This window comes from Paenibacillus sp. Y568 (assembly GCF_059445545.1).
Genome location: NZ_JCAIUM010000006.1, coordinates 138,631 through 159,820, shown reverse-complemented (window position 1 = coordinate 159,820; position 21,190 = coordinate 138,631). Strand labels below are relative to the sequence as shown.

The 21,190-nt window shown below is 40.7% G+C and carries 13 protein-coding genes and 4 pseudogenes; 11 read left to right on the top strand and 6 right to left on the bottom strand.

Annotation, left to right across the window (positions count from 1 at the left end; translation table 11 throughout):
- Window position 1: 1 nt before the first annotated feature.
- A complete protein-coding gene (locus AC1D7X_RS10730; RefSeq protein WP_495457025.1) occupies window positions 2–1,456 on the bottom strand; it encodes an esterase-like activity of phytase family protein in 1,455 nt (484 codons plus the stop codon).
- A 335-nt stretch (window positions 1,457–1,791) separates the two neighbouring features.
- Here AC1D7X_RS10730 and AC1D7X_RS10725 point away from each other — a divergent pair.
- The 4 genes and pseudogenes from AC1D7X_RS10725 to AC1D7X_RS10710 all read left to right on the top strand — a co-directional run.
- Window positions 1,792–2,250 (top strand): annotated as a pseudogene (locus tag AC1D7X_RS10725) (protoglobin domain-containing protein); the annotation flags it as partial.
- Window positions 2,251–2,340: 90 nt separating this feature from the next.
- Entirely contained in the window at window positions 2,341–2,790 is a 450-nt protein-coding gene (locus AC1D7X_RS10720) for a methyl-accepting chemotaxis protein (protein ID WP_495475251.1), read from the top strand.
- A 279-nt stretch (window positions 2,791–3,069) separates the two neighbouring features.
- The gene (locus AC1D7X_RS10715; protein WP_495457024.1) at window positions 3,070–4,392 is read left to right on the top strand and encodes a DEAD/DEAH box helicase; all 1,323 of its coding nucleotides are present in this window, start codon (window positions 3,070–3,072) and stop codon (window positions 4,390–4,392) included.
- A gap of 169 nt (window positions 4,393–4,561) precedes the next feature.
- Window positions 4,562–5,002: a HEAT repeat domain-containing protein gene (locus tag AC1D7X_RS10710; protein ID WP_495457128.1), complete on the top strand. Its 441-nt coding sequence runs from the start codon at window positions 4,562–4,564 to the stop codon at window positions 5,000–5,002.
- 253 nt (window positions 5,003–5,255) lie between these two features.
- Here AC1D7X_RS10710 and AC1D7X_RS10705 read toward each other — a convergent pair whose 3' ends face one another.
- Window positions 5,256–6,257 (bottom strand): MerR family transcriptional regulator, encoded by a 1,002-nt coding sequence (locus tag AC1D7X_RS10705; RefSeq protein ID WP_495475211.1) that lies wholly within the window; start codon window positions 6,255–6,257, stop codon window positions 5,256–5,258.
- Window positions 6,258–6,510: 253 nt separating this feature from the next.
- Between AC1D7X_RS10705 and AC1D7X_RS10700 the strand changes: the two are divergent.
- Both AC1D7X_RS10700 and AC1D7X_RS10695 read left to right on the top strand, forming a co-directional pair.
- Window positions 6,511–6,691, top strand: a pseudogene (locus AC1D7X_RS10700) (helix-turn-helix domain-containing protein); the annotation flags it as partial.
- A gap of 1,031 nt (window positions 6,692–7,722) precedes the next feature.
- A pseudogene (locus tag AC1D7X_RS10695) lies at window positions 7,723–7,938 on the top strand (integrase core domain-containing protein); the annotation flags it as partial.
- A gap of 470 nt (window positions 7,939–8,408) precedes the next feature.
- On the opposite strand, the gene AC1D7X_RS10690 reads toward AC1D7X_RS10695, so the two are convergent.
- Window positions 8,409–9,239, bottom strand: coding sequence for a copper amine oxidase N-terminal domain-containing protein (locus AC1D7X_RS10690; RefSeq protein ID WP_495475210.1), 831 nt, complete (start codon window positions 9,237–9,239; stop codon window positions 8,409–8,411).
- Between the two features lie 676 nt (window positions 9,240–9,915).
- Here AC1D7X_RS10690 and AC1D7X_RS10685 point away from each other — a divergent pair.
- The 5 genes and pseudogenes from AC1D7X_RS10685 to AC1D7X_RS10665 all read left to right on the top strand — a co-directional run bounded on the left by AC1D7X_RS10685 (window position 9,916) and on the right by AC1D7X_RS10665 (window position 16,630).
- Window positions 9,916–11,031, top strand: coding sequence for a hypothetical protein (locus AC1D7X_RS10685; RefSeq protein WP_495475209.1), 1,116 nt, complete (start codon window positions 9,916–9,918; stop codon window positions 11,029–11,031).
- Between the two features lie 69 nt (window positions 11,032–11,100).
- The gene (locus AC1D7X_RS10680) at window positions 11,101–12,159 is read left to right on the top strand and encodes a hypothetical protein (protein ID WP_495475208.1); all 1,059 of its coding nucleotides are present in this window, start codon (window positions 11,101–11,103) and stop codon (window positions 12,157–12,159) included.
- Window positions 12,160–12,610: 451 nt separating this feature from the next.
- Window positions 12,611–13,120: pseudogene (locus AC1D7X_RS10675) on the top strand (RNA-guided endonuclease TnpB family protein); the annotation flags it as partial.
- 586 nt (window positions 13,121–13,706) lie between these two features.
- Complete coding sequence (gene ltrA, locus AC1D7X_RS10670) at window positions 13,707–15,137, top strand: group II intron reverse transcriptase/maturase (protein ID WP_495475207.1); 1,431 nt, start codon at window positions 13,707–13,709, stop codon at window positions 15,135–15,137.
- A 200-nt stretch (window positions 15,138–15,337) separates the two neighbouring features.
- Window positions 15,338–16,630 (top strand): amidohydrolase, encoded by a 1,293-nt coding sequence (locus tag AC1D7X_RS10665; protein WP_495475206.1) that lies wholly within the window; start codon window positions 15,338–15,340, stop codon window positions 16,628–16,630.
- Between the two features lie 595 nt (window positions 16,631–17,225).
- Here AC1D7X_RS10665 and gcvPB read toward each other — a convergent pair.
- Genes gcvPB through gcvT form a run of 3 tightly spaced genes read right to left on the bottom strand, consistent with a single transcriptional unit; the run spans window position 17,226 to window position 21,162 of the window.
- Entirely contained in the window at window positions 17,226–18,683 is a 1,458-nt protein-coding gene (gcvPB, locus tag AC1D7X_RS10660; protein ID WP_495475250.1) for an aminomethyl-transferring glycine dehydrogenase subunit GcvPB, read from the bottom strand.
- Between the two features lie 8 nt (window positions 18,684–18,691).
- Window positions 18,692–20,050, bottom strand: coding sequence for an aminomethyl-transferring glycine dehydrogenase subunit GcvPA (gene gcvPA, locus AC1D7X_RS10655; RefSeq protein ID WP_495475205.1), 1,359 nt, complete (start codon window positions 20,048–20,050; stop codon window positions 18,692–18,694).
- Between the two features lie 5 nt (window positions 20,051–20,055).
- Entirely contained in the window at window positions 20,056–21,162 is a 1,107-nt protein-coding gene (gene gcvT, locus AC1D7X_RS10650; RefSeq protein ID WP_495475204.1) for a glycine cleavage system aminomethyltransferase GcvT, read from the bottom strand.
- Between the last annotated feature and the right edge of the window lie 28 nt (window positions 21,163–21,190).

Sequence of the window (21,190 nt, the reverse complement as noted above, 5' to 3'; positions counted from 1 at the left end):
ATTACTTAATTGAATAGGGTAATTTGAATGTCCATAATTCCGTACCATTGTCTGTAGATGTACTATCCACGCCGAAATCATTGTCATTGATAATGACAAGCGTGTTGCCATTAATAAGTGAGATCCCCTCGATTTTCTCATAGGGATATTGATACTCAACAGAATCCAGTACAGTTCGTTTAGTTGGGGGGAGGATCCCGTTGATTTTTAGATCAGTGGTTGTCATCTGTTCAAGCGTCTTACCAGCAGTAGAAGCATCGTCATACTTACTGAGGATATTCGTAGCGGTAGAAAGATCGATGGCGTAGATGCGTTTCAATTGTGCTTTGTCACCTGTAAATTTATCACGTTCATCGATGAGCAGTGTGTTCTCATTGATGGCCATCATGTCGGAGATGACGATATCAGCTTGAACTAAATTATTGAATTTCGTAGCATCTTCTAAGACATAGGCATATTCAGCTACGGGTTTAAGTGATGCTAACTCGAATTTGATGATCCGGACTTGGCGTGAGTTATCCATGTCTTTATCGGGGTTACGTAGAGCATTCTGCATCGCCATGAACATGTATTTGCCATCAGGCGTAATGCCGACGGATTCTGCACCACGATTTTGACGTAGCTTATTATACACGGATGGTAGTACTTCCCGTACTGGAACTAGTGGTGTTGATACTTGCTCCGCCCAGCCTTTAGGTACAATACGTTCAATAATCGTACCATCCCGTTGGACATGTACAATGGATGGACCGTACTCATCTGATATCCAGAACGTGTCGTCTTGTGCGTTATAGGCAATACCTTCAATATCGAGACCATATGGATCATAGGATAGTGCTTTCTCTCCTTTAGCGTCATAAGGTGACTCATCACGACCCTTGATATTGGGTAACCCTGTAACATGGGTTGTACCTGTTGTTGGATTGATACCCTTCAATATCAAAGGAATTTGTTCTAGGATCATAATTTTCCCGTCGTTGAGCTGAATTTTATAGATTGTTGGCGTGTAATCAGCTAGTGGAAACGTACGAAGCGTCTTACCATTGACGTCAACTTGCCCATTGGGTCCACGGTCTGCTGTTGAGTAGAATACATTGTCTGGGTCACCTGGTACATGTGTTAATGAGGAGCCAACACCCATTTTGATTCCATCTGCCAAGTCTGGAGCATTTAGCGTATATTTTCCGGTCAATAGAGGTTTGTCTGTCAAAGCAACACTGCCGCGGAACTCGTCCCAATCCACATATTTACCAAGTGTATCGCTGAGTGATCGAATAGGTAAGAATAGACTGCCGTCAATATTGATCGCTGAAGTCGAAGGTTTAACCTCAAGTCCATTATTGGAGTATGTAATCTTCTCTGCTGTTGTTCCAGTTACATTCGCTGCAGATGCCAGATTTGTCCCGAGAGTAAGGGTAAGTGCTGTCGTTGCTGTGATCAGAAGTTTCTTATTCAATTTATTAATCTCCCTTCGAACTGTTATATCATGACTATGTAATATGTTATCAATAGATTGTTAACGCTAAATCATTATAGATGCTTCATTATGTAAAAATTATGGCCGTGATATATTTAATTAAGAGGATAGAAGTGGAAGAGATATAAATCATTGACAAATGTCTCCATGAAGGAAAATAGAACAATGTGTCGAATAAGCTAAAAAGTTCAAATTATCCACCTTCATTAGGAGAAGCGAGACAGACGAAGCCTATAATAGTATTTAATGTAGTATTAAATATGACAATGAATTATAAAAATGCATTGAAGGAAACCATTTTGGGGGAATAATGAATGATTCAAGTAACAGAATCACGTAGTAAACAACTGAATTATACGGGGATTACAGAGGAAGATCTCACTTATTTAAGTGAACAACGAGAACATTTTAAAGCGATTACAAACATCGTCGTCGATCATTTATATGATCATATCTATGAGCAACCTGAACTCGTGGAAATTATCAGTAAGAATAGCACCATAGAGCGATTGAAGGAAATGCAAAGATGGTACTTCATGACGATGGTAGAAGGCCATATCGATATGGAGTTCATCGAGAAAAGGCTAATCATCGGGAAGGTACATTCACGAATTGGGCTCACAACGAATTGGTACTTGGGCACATATATGATCTATTTAGATGTAGCTGTTCAGCACCTTCAGAAGATTGTTCCTGACCAATGGATGAAGGTTACGCTTAGTCTATCTAAGATATTTAACTTTGATTCTCAGTTAGTATTAGAAGCTTATGAAAATGATGAGAAGAAGAAGATTCAAGATCTGTCGGATGAACGAGATGTAACGCTAACGAAGGTGAATAAAGCAGTGCAGGATCTTGTACTGATGATAGTAGAGTTAAGTGGCAGTAGTCAGACCATTGCAGATACGGCAACACATACCGCAGATCTTCAAGACCAAGCATATCATAAAGTAGACTTACTTCGTTCAAGATTGAGAGAAATAACGGCAGTTGGTGATTTATTACAACAAGTATCAGATCAGACTCATTTACTTGGACTGAATGCAGCAATAGAAGCAGCACATGCTGGAGAATTTGGCAGGGGTTTCGGTGTGGTAGCAGATGAAATTCGTAAATTAGCCTCACATTCTAAAGATTCACTTAAGGATATAAAATCCAAAATAAATGAAATCGCTTTCGTCCTTCATGAAGTCATGCAGGATTCGGAAAGAACAACCTTGCTTGCAAGGGAGCAAGCGGCAAGCTCACAAGAATTAACTGCTTTTGTTAATATGATAGAATCGGTTATGGAGCAATTAGAAAATATAAAATAATATACGTATCGTCCACGTTAGGCCAGGAAATACTGATGAAGAAGTTCATATATTTCCATATAAACAGATGCCGTCTTTGAAAAAGGACGGCATTGTTGGTTCTATTTGGATGTTCATGATGAAATAGTGACGATGAATATGGATTTGTTACCATAAGTGCGCTCTTTTGTGGTATCCTTATTTGTTATGACGTAAATGATGATATCCTTGAAGATGCTGTCAAGGGATGTCGAATGTTACGTGATCTAGAATACATGTATTGAAAATTAAGGAGATAAAATGACATTTAATGATTTAAAAATTATACCTGAGATACTTAAGGCTTTAGCTAAAGAGAATTATACTACGCCTACACCCATACAAGAACAATCGATTCCATCTGTATTAGCAGGTAAAGATTTACTTGGTTGCGCGCAGACCGGAACGGGAAAGACGGCTGCTTTTGCAATACCGATTATTCAGCGGTTATGTGAACAACAGATTAAACCGACTACACTACGCCGTATTCGCTCACTAATTCTTACACCAACAAGAGAACTTGCGCTTCAGATTTCAGAGAACATTGATGCGTATAGTCAATTCACAAATTTACGTTGTACGGCTATCGTAGGTGGAGTTTCTCAAAAGGTACAGGAGCGGGCGCTTAATCAAGGTGCGGACATTATTATTGCCACACCGGGCAGACTTATCGATTTAATAAATCAAAAACGTATTGATCTACAATACGTCCAAATATTGGTTCTTGATGAAGCAGATCGTATGTTAGATATGGGCTTCATTCATGATGTGAAGCGAATCATTACGAAGATGCCAAGTAAGAAACAAACCTTGTTCTTCTCAGCAACAATGCCTCCAGAAATAACAAAAATGGTCAAAACGTTGTTAGTGAATCCTGTGAAAGTAGAAATCACTCCGGTATCTTCAACAGTGGATAGAATTACGCAGTCTTTATATATGGTAGACAAAGCCAACAAACAGAAGCAATTGAATCACATCCTACAAGATAAGTCGATTGTTTCAGCATTGGTGTTTACGCGTACGAAACACGGAGCAGATCGAGTTGTCCGTGAATTGGATAAAGTGAAAATTTCTGCTCAGGCTATTCATGGTAACAAATCTCAAAATGCCCGCCAATCGGCATTGAGCAATTTCAAAAGTGGTGTAACACGTGTGTTAGTAGCTACAGATATTGCAGCAAGAGGAATAGATATTGATGAGCTCTCTCATGTGATTAACTTCAACCTTCCTAATATTCCAGAAACTTATGTTCACCGCATCGGTCGTACAGGTAGAGCTGGATTAAGTGGAAGTGCGATCTCATTCTGTGAAGTAGAAGAAATTCCATATCTGAAGGATATAGAGAAATTGATCGGAAAGACGATTCCTCTAGTGGAGGATAATCCCTATCCAATGCTAATTACAACACCACCTGCAAAGGTGTCAGGATCATCATCTAAATCTGGAGGTTCACCTAAATCTGCAGGTTCGTCGAATCGTGGAGGGTCATCGAAAACTTCTGCTACGAAACCTGACAAGTTCAAGTCGAACCCGAAGAAACCTAAGTCCGAATGGTTCAAAAAGGGAAGCAAAACAACGAGATAGTTTATAAATATTAGGTTTGTTTACTTTTAAGAGTCAAGAGCAATAATAGACCTAGATAAGGTATAATAAACACTGAGGCATGACAAATATTGTTTCTAATACGTTGTTAATGATTTCATATAGAAGGGAATTGAATGGTTTGAATAATGAAGAAGTAATGAATGAAGAATTGAATAATGAAGAAATCGTGGAGAATATTCCAACAATAGAAGAGATGAAAAAGGCTGCGAATGGTACATCCAATTGGAGAGCACGGGTTCAAGCGGTTGAAGCTCTAGGTGAGTTGGGCGACCAACAAGCGATCGGTATCCTTTCACGCATTATGGCGAATGACTCTGTCTATAAAGTTCAAGAAGCGGCTTTCCATGCACTTAAAGAATGTGGCGAAGATGTTGAGTTACCACCAAGAAAAACAGGTGAGTTGTTTAAAGGGGTAACTAAAATCTTATTAAGAGTTAAGAAGAGTCTACCTGCAGGTCATACTTTTGAAGAGTTCAAAGAGAAACTTCATAAGATGAGAATTGATATTTATGATACGTACGAAGGTGATAAGGGCGAGGATTTCGACAAATGGCTTGAGAGCGTCTGGTCATATACACCGAAGAAATAGAGAGTTAACGATTAGCACGGAAATATGAAAAGACAGAGGGAGATAACTCACTCTGTTTTTTTTGTTCTTTTTTAAAATATAAGAATTTATAAGTATTTTTGCTTATAAATAGGCTTATATTTCAACGCTAAACGTTTCTTCGCCGCTAAAGGACGGCGAGGCCGTTTATGCTTGTTAATAGAGATAATTTCTCTGCTTAAGTAGGATTCGACAAATACATGTAAGATGTCATTAGGTACTGTCATATTGTGTATTATCTTAAAGGTACTGCATAAACGATATGCAGAAGCTCATTGATCTGATGATACTTGGTTACATATCCCATGGTGTCAAACAAATGTAGTAAATCGGTAAGAGATGTGTAATATTTATTTTCTTCCGTTGGTAAATCTGTATCATGGTTAGCAACCATTAGATCGGTAATGCAGATCCGTCCATGTGGTTTCAAGACTCTGCGCATTTCATGTATCGCTAATATCTTCTGTTGATCTGTTAGATGATGAAAGGCAAAACTAGAGACAATAAAATCAAATTGACCATCCAAATAGGGTATGGCAAGGAAATTTCCGAGTTTAGTCTCCATGTCCGGGAATTTCTTGTTACATTGTTTTAACATTTCCTTCGATTGATCCACGCCAGACATACGCACACCTTGATGCATTAGCTTTCCCGCAAGATTTCCAGTCCCAGTTCCTATATCTAATCCCACTTCATCAGGTATGGGCGAAATCCATCGGAGTGTGAGATTCAAAGCTTCCTCGTAGTCCTTATAGGTTAGAGAGTCATTGATGACAAGCTGGTCGTGGCTACTTGCTAAATAATCATAGTTCCATTGATCCTGCCAACTGTTTCTTTGTTCTCGTAATCTTTTAGAACCATCTGCTAATTCATATATGTCGTCAAGCGGTAGAAATTGTTGGCTTCTCACGATATGGATCATGTGGTCCGTCGTTTCGATGATTTGTTTGATCTCTAGCCATTTCGAGAACATAACGGATCGCTGTAATTCTAAATAATATTGAAGTTCTTCATGATCTTTTCCTTCGATTTCTTCAAGAGCTTTTGCAATGTGCGTAACACTCATGCCTGCTTCTCTTAATGAAATGATGGTTTGCAACCGCCAAATATCCTTCTCATTGAATTCCCTATATTGATTGTTGTCTTGTTTGGTAGGCGCGATTAACCCTTTTTCTTCATAAAAACGTATAGCTCTTGTAGAAATATTGAGTTTGTCCGCAACCTCTTTAATTTTCAACGAAATCACCTTCTCTATCTTTACATTAAACCTTGACGTTAGGTGAAAGTAAATAACTATTCATCGCTCTATCGTATGTTTACGTATCGGATAATAGATTTTCTATAGCATCATGAAGCATATTTCACGCCATTTTATTAAGATTTTGAGAACACTGGTGACTTCAGTTATGAGATGAATTAAAATGGTTTTGTCTTTCTAAATAAGTACATATGTTCTATAATTAAGGTAATATTAACCAAAGGGGGTGCACATGATGAACCATCACAAAGCTTTTAAATTTCGTATCTATCCAACCAAGGAACAAATCACCTTAATTTCATAAAACCTTGGGATGTACTCGATTTGTTTTTAACTTTTTCTTGAGCAAGCAACAGCAAAAAGACGCCTATTGGAATATCTGCGAACTAATGGTTCAAAATGGACAGCTCCCTCAAGATTGTAATCGATGAGGATTTCATTCAGGTCTACCAGGAGTGGAAATCTGGAGAGATCACAGCCGTCGCAGCTATGCAAAGGGTGAATATGAAACATCGTACTTTTTACCGGAGAGTAAAGGAATACGAGACAGGGTTATACAAATGAGCATCGCGGTTAATTTAAAATTTTAGGATTAATTGATATAAAAGATTGGGATATCACCGATCAAGAGAAAACAACATGGCAATTGCAAGGTTAGTCCAGGAGGATATCCTACCGGCTCCAAACCTATTCTGTGCGGTTGTTCCCTGAGAGGTCACTGCACAATTATATATACGCCTATTAGTGGCTAATTCCTTCTAAATACCGTACCAGTTACCACAAATACTTTATAGAAGTCTTTCTAAGCTCCACATTATAGAAAAACAAAGAACTTAACAGAGACGGCAGGAAAATGTTTCCTTATGTCGAAAGAACTTAATAGAAGCCCTTTAAAGTTATTGAGGCAGATTCTCGACCTCTCAGTTTATTATGGGTAATGAACCAAATCAAAAACCTGACATGCTACTGTCACGGTCAATTTTTCTTCAAATATAATTTCTGTAGGTTGCTATTGCACCATTTTTCTGTCTAGAGGAGTGTAACCGACTCAACAATAACTTATATCAATAAAATAAAAAAAAGCCGCAGAAATGCGACTTTTAAAGCATATATGTTCTTGTCATCCGACACAAGCTGAAACTTTTCCTGTTAAAAAATGCTTTTATCAATAATCTCTCAAATTAAACAACAACTTACTTCAATTCTAGCCTACTTTAAGAACGATTATGGCTTACTGACATTCTTAAATATGATTTTCCAATATATCACTTATAAGAAGTATATATTTCAAAATCACCAATCTTATTTCCGTTTTCATCGTAAAGTGGGATTAAGTAAGAACTATCATTCGCTGGATTATTTGTAGCTGCTTCTTCCGGTGTATTAAAATCGTTCAAGTTTCCGTGTCGGCAGGGTCAGTTGCGATATGCAAATCCGAACCGCCAAGGGGTGTCCCTATGACAATGCTCCTATTGAAAGTTTCCATGCCATATTAAAGAAAGAAATGGTCTATCGAACGGTATTTAGTTCATTTGAAGATGCACGAACAAGGCTATTCAAATATATAGAAGGTCGTTATAATCGCAATCGCATTCAATCTGCTATAGGGTATAAAACTCCCCAGCGGATGGGAGATTCATTTCCTGTGCTCACGGAATGATGAACCCCCGCCCGATGTAGAAGCACTGATCCGCAAAAACATTTTGCCGATTCGCCCCATTCGCCCAGGACAACAGAATACGCGCAAAATCCGCTGGAAATCAGCTGTTAGCTTCGTCTACAGAGTAGCATAATTCGGTTCATATGAACATTTTTTTTAAGCGGATATTCCATCCGCTTTGTTTACTGTACGCATTTTTCCTTGCTTGCCCAAAAAAACAAACGGCACAGGTCTTTTTCCCATGCCGTTTTAATTTCCATTTTTATTCCCTGTCTTGTCTTTGACTTAACTTAATGACATTGCCCTAAAGGGCAGCCATCCTATTAATCTAGTCCATTCTGGAATAGATTGGAGGTATAAAATCATATATCCAGTAACAATGGACATTAACTCCAGCTAGAGGAGTATTATTCCGATAATTCGAACTAGATGGAGCTTATATCGTGTGTCAGTGCAGTAACTGAAATATATTATCTGGTTACAAAGTAATTGCAAAAAATATAACGAACTGGCTCATCTTTAACGGTCTTAATTAAATGAATGTTATCAGTATATACACTGCCTGATTTAATGTCGACCAAATTATTATCAGACATGTTTATCAATCCTCTTGTTCCAATAAATGCAGTTTTGGAGTCGCTTACGAAGAAGACAATGTTACCATTTAAGTTCCCCTTTTTTACTGTTTGAGAAGAATAGTTCATTACTTTTACGGATAGTTTATTATTTTTAGTGTTTTTCTGATCTTCAAAGATAGTAACATTTTTTGGGACAAGCTTATCATTAAAGTTATTGTCTAATTGTTGCATTTCATTAATTGCTGTAAAAGTTTCTGAACTCATTATTCTAGGATCTGTTAGATGTACAACATTTAATGTTTTGTTGTAATCAACTTTTATTCCAAACGCTTCGGAAATAAACCGTGCAGGTACCATTATTGTAGAGTTCTTAGATACCACCATCGTATCCAGCTGTTTTTGTTCTCCGTTAACTATTGCTGTTTTCTGTCCAAGTACTAATGATATTGTGTCTTTTTCCATCGATACTATTGCTTTTTTGTCCTTACCAATCCAAGAAATCTTTGCACCCATCACATCACCAATAAGCCTTAATGGAATGAGTGTTCTTCCATTTTCATCTGCATATGGGAGCTGTTGATTTGAATATAAAACATAAGAATTATTCAACTTTAATTTTAGATTAGTATCTTTAACCGTATCGGCACTCACGGAATTAAAGCCAAGTCCTAAAATTATACAAAGTGAAGTACATGTTAAAGAAATAGACCGTAGTAATTTCATTTTTGTATCCTCTTCTCAAATAGATTTTTGTCTGGTGTTTTTTTGATGTGATATATATTATGTTTAATTATACCAGTTAATAATAAGACGTTAAAAATTACAAAATGTTGCATACTTAGTATTATTTATTATTGATAGTATTTTGATGCATTACAGAATTAGGACTGAAATACGTCTACAATTAAATAGTGGGCTACGCCCATTATTGCAGAGGCTGCTGCCATCCAAGTTGTGCATCGTCTGACAAAACGATACACCTTGAATCTACTAACCCTAAATCTGCTTGACTTCAGTCTTGCACTTGCCTTTTTCATCCAAATTCCGAGTTATCTTGCCGATACCATAAGCATTTTTTTCATCATCTATCGATCCCCTTTTATATTGTGCTGGGACACGCACCATAAAAGGAATCCGTCATATTAAATCTATCATGTATTGGTAATTTGTTCTAGTAACCTCACATAATAAACATTGAAAGCTTCGATTCGTTCTATTTCTTTGGAGTACCAAAATAATACCAAAATAATAAATATAGAAATTCAAGCCTTAAATAATAACTGAAAAATTAAATATTAACTATATAAATATTTATATTCAAAAAAGGGTTAATATGTAATTGTTATGATGAGAGAAATCGGCCGATGCTCTACTTTTATAATGCCGGAGTGTGAAATCATTGAAACTAAACTTGCTAAAAGTTCCAGTTGTTATTGCAGCTACTCTATTATCGACTACATTGTATCCAGTATTTGCAGACTCCATATCCACCCCTCCAACAGATAAGTTTGAGAAATACCGGAACGCTATTATTCAAGATGAGATCGAATTAACTCAAAACAATATCAATACTTTTAGTATGAAGAGTGCAGATCTTGAAAATCGTATTGAAACACTTGAAAATGCGGAAATAGTCGAGCTGACCTTTGATACGAGTGGATTGCTGGTTAACGCTGATAGTTCTGAGGATGGAAACGTTGTAAATCGTTTTATTCATGATACCATCACTGAACCTAGTAAACCGGATTTACAACAACCTGAAATCAGTCCGCTCAGTGTAATCCCGAATCCATCCACGGCGCCCGCAGGAGCGAGTACTGGAGCTTTTCATCGAATTCAAACTCCAACGAGCAAAAGCCTAGCAGCCTCATATACAGGTGTAGTTGCCGATTCAATTACCCTACCTACTTATGATGTTACGAAAGCACTCGATACCACCGAGGGCAAAACAACCGAAGCGGCTTACCTGTATACCGGCATTGATCCTGGTATTGCCGAAGTGGGTCTTGAGGTGACGAGACAAACGGTATATGGTATGACGCCAGGCTGGTATCCAGTATTTCATGCTAAAGCAGCTCATGAAGTAGGGAGTGGAAATACAAACGGTCAGGATAATACTAAAGAATATTACTATGATAGTGCACATCGTTACGACAATGGAGCTATTATTAGTAATTACAAAGTGTATTATAAATATGACGAAGCAACATTAAGTGTAAGATTCCTTATTGGTTCGCAAATCTACCAGGTCAACTTTCCAGGAACAACATCAACAGGAAAGTCGGTTAAGCGCCTGACGACGATTGCAATGAATAAAGTTACGAATGATTCTCAAAAGTTCAGAGTTCCTTTTGAAACTGCGGCCGTATGGAATAATATGAGGTTTTTATATAATAACGGAACACAGACCAAGTATCCCAGCGAAATTACAGACTTAGTTACGAATACTTGGAACCACGGTGGTACACTGGATTATGTAAAGTCAGGAAATGTTGAAAACATTAAAATTTATTAGTATTATATTAACAAATGCTAGATAATTCCTATCTAGCATTTTTTCATTGATTATAGAGGAGGTCCATTCATGAAAAAACAAAGCATACTGCTCTTATTATTCACAATCTTGCTGTTCTCAGTTACTTCACAGGTTAGTGCAGCAAACATTTCATCTTACTCAGATAGCTTGTTGGATAATAGCACGCAGACACATCCTGTGAGTTCTACCACGACATTATTCGTAGATAAATTAAATCATCAAATTCAGCTTCTCGAAATAAACACTGGAAAGATCGTATGGAGTAAGAAGTTTCCTGCCATATATGATTGCGAGGTTCTCATGAACCCAACCAAAATTGTGGTCATTACGGAAGAGAGAAATAAACCTCTGAAAATAACATTTTCTGCGGAAGGAACGCAGTTAAGTCAGCAGCTTTTTACTGCGATAAAACTAACCGAGAATCAGAAGCTTCAATGGTCTCCTGCTCTTCTTCAAGTGAAAGAAAGATTAGCCCTTGTCAGTGAAGACCATCTTCTCGTATATCAATTTCCGTGGAAGAAGCCCATTATAAATATATCTATTGCAGTACCAGACGATAAGAAGTATGAAAGCCCAATTGTCCAAGATATTCAATTCCAATCTCCGTACGCAGTAGTCAAAATTAACGGGAGTGGTATTGGTCAGTCGAAGGATTATTATAAAATCATTAACTTGGTAACAAAAAAAGTCGATGTAATCGCGTTAGCCTGGAATGTGAAAAGCAGGTTTGTAGTTGAGGGATCGACATTGGTTGTCAATACTTCAAGTATCATCGGCAGTCCCTTAGGAATCTTAACAAATGAAGAGCAGACAATTTACGCAAGATATGACTTAAAGACAAACCAAGTTACTACGAGTATAAAGCACACTTTTACCATGTCTGATTCCAACTGGTCTTCTAGTTACTTTAATGGTTATCTTCTCATTACGGATTCAGAACAAAATCAACATGCTCTTTTTCAAAAAAATGGTGAACTCGTCGCACAGAGACCTGCAACAGCAACTGATTTAAACAGCAAAATGGTCGGTTACTACAACAAACAAGCATATAACATAGCTTGGACTGATAATAAAATTGTTGAACTATTTGCCGACAAAATAAATTAACTAAACCTTCATCGATTCGACTGTTCGGTCGTCAGAAGTCTGATCTTAATAGAGGTCTATCTCTTACCGGCGATAGACAACCTGACAAAAAAATTCTGATCTGAATCAAATCTCAAACGCTCCAAAGAAAGATCAAAATTACTAGTTTTGTGAACATGTCTGGCTTCCGGATCTCCAGATTCAGCCGAATTGGACTGTGACAGCCGATTAGCATTCCGTGGAACAATCAAAAAAACCGTGTTTGGCTTGTTGGCCATAACACGGTTTTTGGACTTTTTTCGTCCAATTAGACCCCCACCCACCGGGGAGCTACCCCCATAGACCCCTACAATAAGTGCTCCAATAATTTACATAGTATTTTTTTAACTCCAGGGACATATAAAAAGAGCCCCCAAACGCTGGGAGCTGTCGTCCTAATATGGTGAATTATTGTACGTGTCTTTTGCCTCGTCGACGCTCGAAGCAAAAAATCAAGGTAGCCCGAATTCACGAACAAATTGGTAACGCCAGAAAGGACTTCTTGCAACAACACTCAACGGCATTGGTCAAAAACAACGACCTCATTGCTATAGAAGATTTACAAGTATCCAATATGATCAAGAACCATCGGTTAGCCAAAAGTATCGCAGATGTGTCTTGGACTGAGTTCCGTAGACAACTGGAATACAAGGCGAAATGGTATGGCAAACAAATTGTGGCGGTGAGTCCATGGTTTCCGTCTTCGCAATTGTGTTCATGTTGCGGATTTCAGTACAAAGAAGCAAAGAAGCTATCCATTCGGGAATGGGACTGCCCGCAATGCGGAACCCATCAGGAACGAGACCACAATGCCAGCATCAATATTCTTCAAGAAGCGAAAAGACTTCTTTCCGCACTAAAAAGGAAAACCGTAGGGACTACGGGGATAGCCTACTTACCTTACTCCGATAGGAGTATTAGCGTAGGAATCCGGCGACTTTAGTCGTGGGAGGTTGTGCGGGCGGCAGCTCATAATGGATGTTAGACATTCCGTAAGACGAACAGGCTAACACTATGCAGTGATCAGTATGGTAAAGAATATATCTAGGGCGATCCCGTGAGGGACGTGGCGGAGGAGAAGGGAACAACCGAGAGGCTCCTATCTGAAATGTGCAGGTTGAAAGCGAAATGCTGAATGCCGATGCGGCGTGATGAACTGAGGACGCTGCGACTTCTGCGGAGCTCAAAACCTATAAGGTAAGGCAGTCTTGTAGATCACACAAACGAGATATGAGGTTCATCATGTGGAGGGATAGACATGCACATTGTAGCCAATATGAGTGACCCTTCGAGATCTTCTTGCCACCAGTCAATGGACATGAGTATATAAGGGTATCCGAAGTTACCCATGTGCAAGTAGAAGTCAGAGCGTTTTCATAGTAGCGAAGTAGCACTAGGAACATAACCTACTGTGAAGCGAAGGGAAACGTCGTTATCGAAAAGATAAGTCAGAGATAGACATGTCAATTGGCAAGCCTCCGCTGTGAAACACTGCCAAGAAGGTTCTATCTGCGAGGAGACGCTTATAAATGAAATGGCACAATCTATACGGCAAATTGCTTAGCTATCGTAGACTCTATGAAGCGTGGGAAAAGGTGAAATCTAATGGTGGCGTAGGTGGGACAGATGGGGTATCCATTAAAAGTTTTGAGGGAAATATAGAATCAAACTTACAAGAGATTCTCTTAGAGTTAAAAGCCAAGACATACAGACCCCAACCAGTAAAGCGAAGGTACATCCTAAAGAAAAACGGTAAACAACGACCTCTTGGTCTACCAACGATTAAAGATAAAATTGTACAGCAAGCAGTTGTAAACATACTTTCACCGCTGTATGAGACGATCTTTCATCCTGCATCTGTAGGATTTAGACCAGGAAAGGGTGCGTATAATGCTTTTGGACGAATCATCAATTTAATGGAAAATGGATATGTATGGATGCATGATGCCGATGTTAAGGGGTATTTTGATTGTATAGACCATCGACTACTGATGAAAATGTTAAAGGGCAAGGTAGCAGACCGATCTATATTAAACTTAATATGGAAATGGCTGAAAGCGGGAGTTATGGAGGGCGGAATAACAACATTCTCTAAAACAGGAACTCCGCAGGGCGGAGTTATCTCGCCATTACTTGCGAACATTTATCTGAATGAACTCGACTGGAAACTACACAATCATGGCATGCAAATGGTGCGATACGCCGATGATTTTATTGTATTCGCCAAAGATGAAGCCACGATCAAACAAGCTGAAAACATCGTGGTTGAAGGTATTTCTTCCCTAAAACTCACACTATCACCCGATAAGACGCATACCACTCACCTCATGGAGAAAACCGCACCAAATGGAAGGATAATCCCCGAACTTAATTATTTAGGGGTGACCTTCCAAGGCTGGTTTCGTAAAAGAAATGGCGATTGGAGCTATGGTATCAAATGCTCGCCAGAGGCAATGAAAAGCTTCAAACAATCGGTCAAAGAAACCACACCGAAAACCCTTACGCAAAGCTTAGAAGCACTTGTTAAAAATGTGAATCCCATCATAAGAGGAAAAGCAAAGTATTGGGCGCAAGCAGCAAGAGCAGTTAACACGTATCGTGCAATCAGAGGAAACTGTAGATGTTCGATAGCGATACTGGGACAACAAGCCCAAGTTCTAGATGCGTACGTCAGAATAAGATTAAGACGATGTAGACTCCCCGCACGGGGTGGTAGCAAAACCTACAGACGAGCTAAGATGCTGGAATCTATATACACTCAAGAAAAGTTCGTAGGTGCTAGCCTCTGTTATGTGGAAAGAACAGTTCGAGATGCTTATGACGGGAATCCTATGTCAAACAACGAATTTCTAAGTGTTATTCAAGGTCGTAGGGATAAACAAAAGGTACGGAAACAAAACTACAAAACGGATGATCCTGCGTATTGGGATCGAAGAAGGCAAGCAATCGCTAGAGCATAAGAACGTGTTATGAAGTATAAGAGTAAATAACGTAGAGCGGTTTGCGGGAAAACCGCACGAGCCGTTCATTGAGGGGCTGACCTCGTAAGAGGCCGGCCTACTCTATCAAATGACAAAATGCAACGAATACCGTATTGACTTTCTCCTTACGGAAAGGTTTAACCTTCTATGTATCCCATGAAATGAATAGGAGGATTTGCATGAGAACACTTATTAAAGAGGTAACGATTGTATCCATGAAAGATGAAGTAGAAGCACCTTTTGTCGGAGATGTTGTCATAGAGGGAGATATCATTTCAGACATTCAATCCAGTGTTCATATTCAGGCAGATGAGATCATACAGGGAAAAGGTATGGTGGCGATGCCGGGGTTGGTCAATGCCCATCAACATACACCTATGAGCTTACTAAGAGGATTCTCTGATGATCTGAAACTGATGGATTGGTTAGAGAAGAAAATGCTACCCGCAGAAGACCGTATGACCCCTGAGGATATATATTGGGGAGCGAAACTTTCAATGGCTGAAATGATTAAGTCGGGAACGACTGCTTTTGCAGACATGTACATTCATATGAACGAAATTGCTGTAGCTGTAGAGGAAGTGGGCATGCGTGCGTCTTTGACAAGAGGATTGGTGTTCGGTATAGATGTTGGGGGGAGGAGGATGGCGGAAGCACTAGATCTAATTGATCGCTGGTCTGGGAAGGCAGAGGGTAGAATCACAACGATGTTTGGCCCACATTCTCCTTATATGTGTCCACCCGAACATTTGAAAGAAGTCATCCTGCTTGCAGAGCAGAGAAACATACCTATACACATCCACCTAGCAGAGACGATAGAAGAAGTAGTAAAGATTAGGGACAAGTATAATCAAACGCCTACGCAATTTTTGTATGATGTTGGTTTATTTGAAAAAGCACATGTTCTTCTAGCACACAGTGTCCATTTGAATCGGAGGGATATTGGATTGTTAAGGGGAATGCGTGGAGGCGTGTCCCATAATCCTCTAAGTAATTTAAAGCTGGGTTGTGGCATCGCTCCTGTACTTGATCTGATTGCCCAAGGCATCACTGTAGGACTTGGAACAGATGGAGCAGGAAGCGCAACAACATTGGATATGTTTGAAGAGATAAAGGCTGCGTCATGGTTACAAAAATGTGATTATGGTGACCCTTCGTGGCTCCCAGCTAGTCAGATCCTTCGTATGGCAACCCAAGAAAGTGCAAAGTTACTGAACATCGATCAAGAGGTGGGTACACTTGAGGTTGGTAAGAAAGCCGATCTTATTCTAATCGATATGAACAAGCCACATTTACAGCCGATCCATAACGTTAAGTCACTATTAGCCTATAGCGTTAATGGAGCAGATGTGGACACGACGATTGTAAATGGTAAAGTGCTAATGAAACATCGCCAACTCCTTACAATAGATGAGGATGAGCTACTTCAGCAAGTTTCTATGCGTGCAAGACGTATTGTGGAAGGGATATAGTTGGTAATCAATAACTTATATTTCGGCTGTTGCTAATATAAATATAGGTACGGTAGGACCTCGAAATTAGTACTTGATGGTACGAAGGACGAGTCTGGTGAAGTGGAAGATGAGCTTGATGTAAAATAAGTTAAACTTGATGTCTACGGATGACGAACAGTGAATTCCTCAATTAATGTGACTAGTGGAGCCTCTGGGAGATAATTTAGATGTAGCTACTCCAGTTAATGTGACTAATTTACCCTCTGGAATTATTTTAGATGGCATTTTGGACCACCGTTAATTGAAGTAAGACCCGATGAAGCCCTCCCCTCTCGGTAACTGAATCTATTGATGGAAGTCTGAAAGAACCGCAAAGAACCGCCAAAAGGCGGTTCTTTGTTCAAATATAAGAAACAAACATGGCTTTATCGCCATACCCCAAAATTAAGTTGGGTTTTGTACAAAAAAGAATTTTTACAGAAAAAAGATAAGTTTCACTTGAATCAAATTCAAATCGCATATGCATCTAAATCGATTTGTGTAATGATTCTGGATACTCGATTCCTGACTGGGTCTGCCTTATTTCTATATCATAATGTGGCATATATTTCCGCTAGTTACAACTACAATTCAGCACTGGCTTCCGTGCTGCTGTTGTCTCATCTAGACGTCGTACGACCGTGTCGTATGGGGCATTAGTGACGAGTTCTGGTGTTGTTCTTGCTTCTTCCGCGATCTGAATCATCGTATCGATAAAGCTATCGAGCGTTTCTTTACTCTCTGTCTCTGTGGGTTCAATCATGATGCATTCTTCGACATTAAGTGGGAAGTAGATGGTTGGTGGATGGTACCCGAAGTCAAGCAGCCGCTTAGCCACATCGAGCGTCCGTACGCCATACTGCTTAAGACCGCTACCCGACATAACGAACTCATGCTTACAGACGCCGGGATATGGAATCTCGAATTGAGGAGCAAGTCGGTGCATCATGTAATTGGCATTTAGAACCGCGCATTCGGATACGTGCCGTAGACCCTCTGGACCATAAGTTCGAATATACGTATATGCTCGAACGAGAATGCCGAAGTTACCGTAGAATGCCTTCACCCGACCGATCGACTCGGGACGATCATAATCGAAGAAGTATGTTCCATCCTCACGTTGCTCAACGATTGGTTTCGGTAAATACGGAATCAGGATACTTTTCACACCGACAGGTCCGGATCCAGGTCCGCCACCGCCGTGCGGAGTACTCATTGTCTTGTGTAAATTGAGATGAACGACATCAAAGCCCATGTCGCCAGGTCGAGTAATACCCATAATCGCGTTAGAGTTAGCTCCATCGTAATAGAGTAGTCCACCTGCATCATGGATGATCTCTGCAATCTCAACGATCTGCTCTTCGAACAGACCAAGTGTACTAGGGTTGGTGAGCATAAGTGCTGCTGTATCACTACTTACTGCTGCACGTAAGGCATCAAGGTCGACCATTCCCCGTTCATTCGATTTGATGGTGATCGTCTCGAAACCAGCGACTGTCGCACTGGCTGGATTCGTACCGTGCGAGGAGTCAGGAACGATAACCTTGGTACGTTTCTCTCCACGGCTCTCGTGGTATGCACGGATCATCATGAGTCCTGTCCATTCGCCGTGCGCCCCAGCTGCTGGTTGGAGTGTTACTTGATCCATTCCAGTGAGAGCAGCAAGATCGTTCTGAAGAGTGTACAGCAATTCAAGAGCGCCTTGGATGCTCTCTTCTGGCTGATAAGGATGGATCTTGGCAAAGCCAGCGAAACGTGCGGTGTCCTCATTGATCTTCGGATTATACTTCATCGTGCAGGATCCTAGTGGATAGAAGCCGTTGTCGATTCCGAAGTTACGTCGAGATAGTTCTGTATAGTGACGAATCACGTCTACTTCGTATACTTCGGGTAGCTGAGCGGGTGTTTCTCTTAGCATCGCTGCTGGAATATATTCTGAGGGTGCTGATTCTGGAACATCACAGGGTGGAAGCGAGTAAGCCACACGTCCTGGCTTGCTTAATTCGAAGATAAGTGCTTTTTCTGGTTTCATATTCGTAGTCATGCTAATTCCCCCAGTCTGCTTGCGAAGCTATCGATCTCCGTGCGGGTACGTTTCTCAGTGACAGCGACCAACATATGACCTTTGAGTTCTGGATAAGCCATGCCGAGGTCGTAACCACCAAGGATGCCAGACTCTAACAGCTTCAAGTTCAACTCTTTCACGGATGTCCCCTCAGGAAGTTCTATGACAAATTCATTGAAGAAGGGAGATGAGAATGGAAGCTTGATCCCACGCTGATTGTTCATTTCACGGGATGCATAGTGAGCTTTCTGTAGATTCAGATTGGCTGCTTCACGAAGCCCTTCCTTACCCATGGTGGACAAGTAGATGGATGCGCACAGGGCTAGTAATGCTTGATTAGAACAGATGTTAGACGTCGCCTTCTCACGTCGAATATGTTGCTCCCGGGCTTGTAGTGTCAAGACGAACCCACGCTTACCATCCAGGTCAGTCGTCTGTCCGACGATACGGCCTGGCATACGTCGCATAAGCGGTTCAGCCACAGCGAAGAAACCGCAAGTGGGTCCACCAAGCGATTGCGAGATACCGAGTGGTTGCGCATCGCCTACGACAATATCAGCACCGAGCTTGCCTGGCGCTTCGAGTAGACCAAGCGACATCGGATTCGCACTAACAACGAGCAGTCCTTTGACGTCGTGAATAATGGGCTCAATGGCTGCGATATCCTCAATACAGCCAAAGAAATTTGGTGACTGAATGAGCACAGCTGCTGTTTCTCCCGTTACGGCTTCCTTTAATGCACTTAGGTCTGTTACACCATTGGAATAGCCAACCTCAACGACTTCCAGATTTAAGCCATGAGCCATGGTGTTGACCATTTCACGCGCTTCGGGATGAACGGTACGTGAGATGATAAGTTGTTTACGTTTGGTTGCTCCAGTTGCAAGAGCGCCAGCTTCGGATAATGCGGTCACTCCGTCGTACATACTTGCATTGGCAACGGCCATGCCAGTCAGTTCACAGATATAGGATTGGAATTCAAAGATCGCCTGAAGTTCTCCTTGGCTGATCTCTGGTTGATAAGGTGTATAAGCGGTATAAAATTCGGAGCGAGAGATCATATGATTAATAACAACGGGAACATGATGGTCATAAATACCAGCGCCCAGAAAGCTAGTGTAACGGTCAGTATCTGCATTACGTCCAGCCAATGTCTTCATATGTTCAAGCAATGAGAATTCATCAAGTGCAGAAGACATCGGCAGGGTGCCACGATAGCGTATTTCCTCAGGAATGTCGCGGAACAGAGCTTCCGTTGATTCTACACCGATCGTTTCTAACATGTCGGCTTGGTCTTGTTCAGTCATCGGGATGTAGCGGTGTTGGTTGGTCACGTTGTTCACTCCTTAGGAATTCTTTTGTAAAATGGTGTTTTCACAACTTCGGCTTTCAACTGCTTACCACGAATTTCTACCCACACTTCAGTTCCTAGTTCAGTGTAGTTGGCGTCGATTAGTGCGAGTCCAAGGTTACGTTTGAGTGACGGTGATTGCGTTCCGGTTGTCACTTCACCTATACATTTGCCATATGCATATATAGGATAATGCGTACGAGGAATACCACGGTCTATCATCTCAATACCAACCATCTTACGTGTTAACCCATTAGCCTTTTGTTGTACTAACGCTTCGCGGCCAATGAATTCGCCTTTGTTCAACTTGACGAAGAAACCAACACCAGCTTCGAGAGGAGAAATGGTGTTCGATAATTCCTGTCCGTATAGTGGTAGACGGGCTTCAAAACGTAGCGTGTCACGTGCGCCCAGACCAGCTGGGATCAGACCGTGTGGCTCACCCTTAGCCATTAGAGTATTCCATACGTTTGCGGCATGATTGACGGAGACATATATTTCAAAACCATCTTCACCCGTATAACCCGTTCGAGAGACCAACGCCTTGACTCCGCCTATAGATACGTCTTTGGCGAAATGGAAGGAAGCTAATTGATCACAATCATATTCTGTAACCAAAGCCATGATGGCAGCTGCGTTAGGGCCTTGGAGAGCAAGTAGTGCAAGCTCAGAGGATATATTCTCAAGCGTAACGCCTTCGATTAAATGCTCACGCATCCATTCGAAATCTTTGTCAATATTGGAAGCATTCACAACGACAAAGTATTGATTGGCACTGAATCGGTACACGAGTATATCGTCAACTACACCTCCGTCTGGATAACACATGAGTGTATATTGAGCTTGACCGTCGGAGAGTTTGGATACATCGTTGGTTGTTAGTTGTTGCAGGAATGCTTCTGCGAAGGTTCCTGTTACCATGAATTCACCCATGTGGGATACGTCGAACAGCCCTGCTTGTTTACGAACTGCATCGTGTTCTTTTTGAATGCCGGAGAATTGAACGGGAAGATCCCATCCGCCGAAATCTATACAGCGGGCACCAGGATAGTTAACATAGAGTGGGTATAGCGGTGTTCTCTTAAGTTCTGTCATCCTTCATATCTCCTCCTTAGATTTCATA

What these genes read in the sequence shown, in the direction of transcription:
- AC1D7X_RS10720 (WP_495475251.1), top strand. Translation starts at nt 2,341, where the DNA reads ATGATAGTAGAGTTAAGTGGCAGTAGTCAGACCATTGCAGATACGGCA.
- AC1D7X_RS10715 (WP_495457024.1), top strand. Translation starts at nt 3,070, where the DNA reads ATGACATTTAATGATTTAAAAATTATACCTGAGATACTTAAGGCTTTA.
- AC1D7X_RS10690 (WP_495475210.1), bottom strand. Translation starts at nt 9,239, where the DNA reads ATGAAATTACTACGGTCTATTTCTTTAACATGTACTTCACTTTGTATA.
- AC1D7X_RS10680 (WP_495475208.1), top strand. Translation starts at nt 11,101, where the DNA reads ATGAAAAAACAAAGCATACTGCTCTTATTATTCACAATCTTGCTGTTC.
- ltrA (WP_495475207.1), top strand. Translation starts at nt 13,707, where the DNA reads ATGAAATGGCACAATCTATACGGCAAATTGCTTAGCTATCGTAGACTC.
- AC1D7X_RS10665 (WP_495475206.1), top strand. Translation starts at nt 15,338, where the DNA reads ATGAGAACACTTATTAAAGAGGTAACGATTGTATCCATGAAAGATGAA.
- gcvPB (WP_495475250.1), bottom strand. Translation starts at nt 18,683, where the DNA reads ATGAAACCAGAAAAAGCACTTATCTTCGAATTAAGCAAGCCAGGACGT.
- gcvT (WP_495475204.1), bottom strand. Translation starts at nt 21,162, where the DNA reads ATGACAGAACTTAAGAGAACACCGCTATACCCACTCTATGTTAACTAT.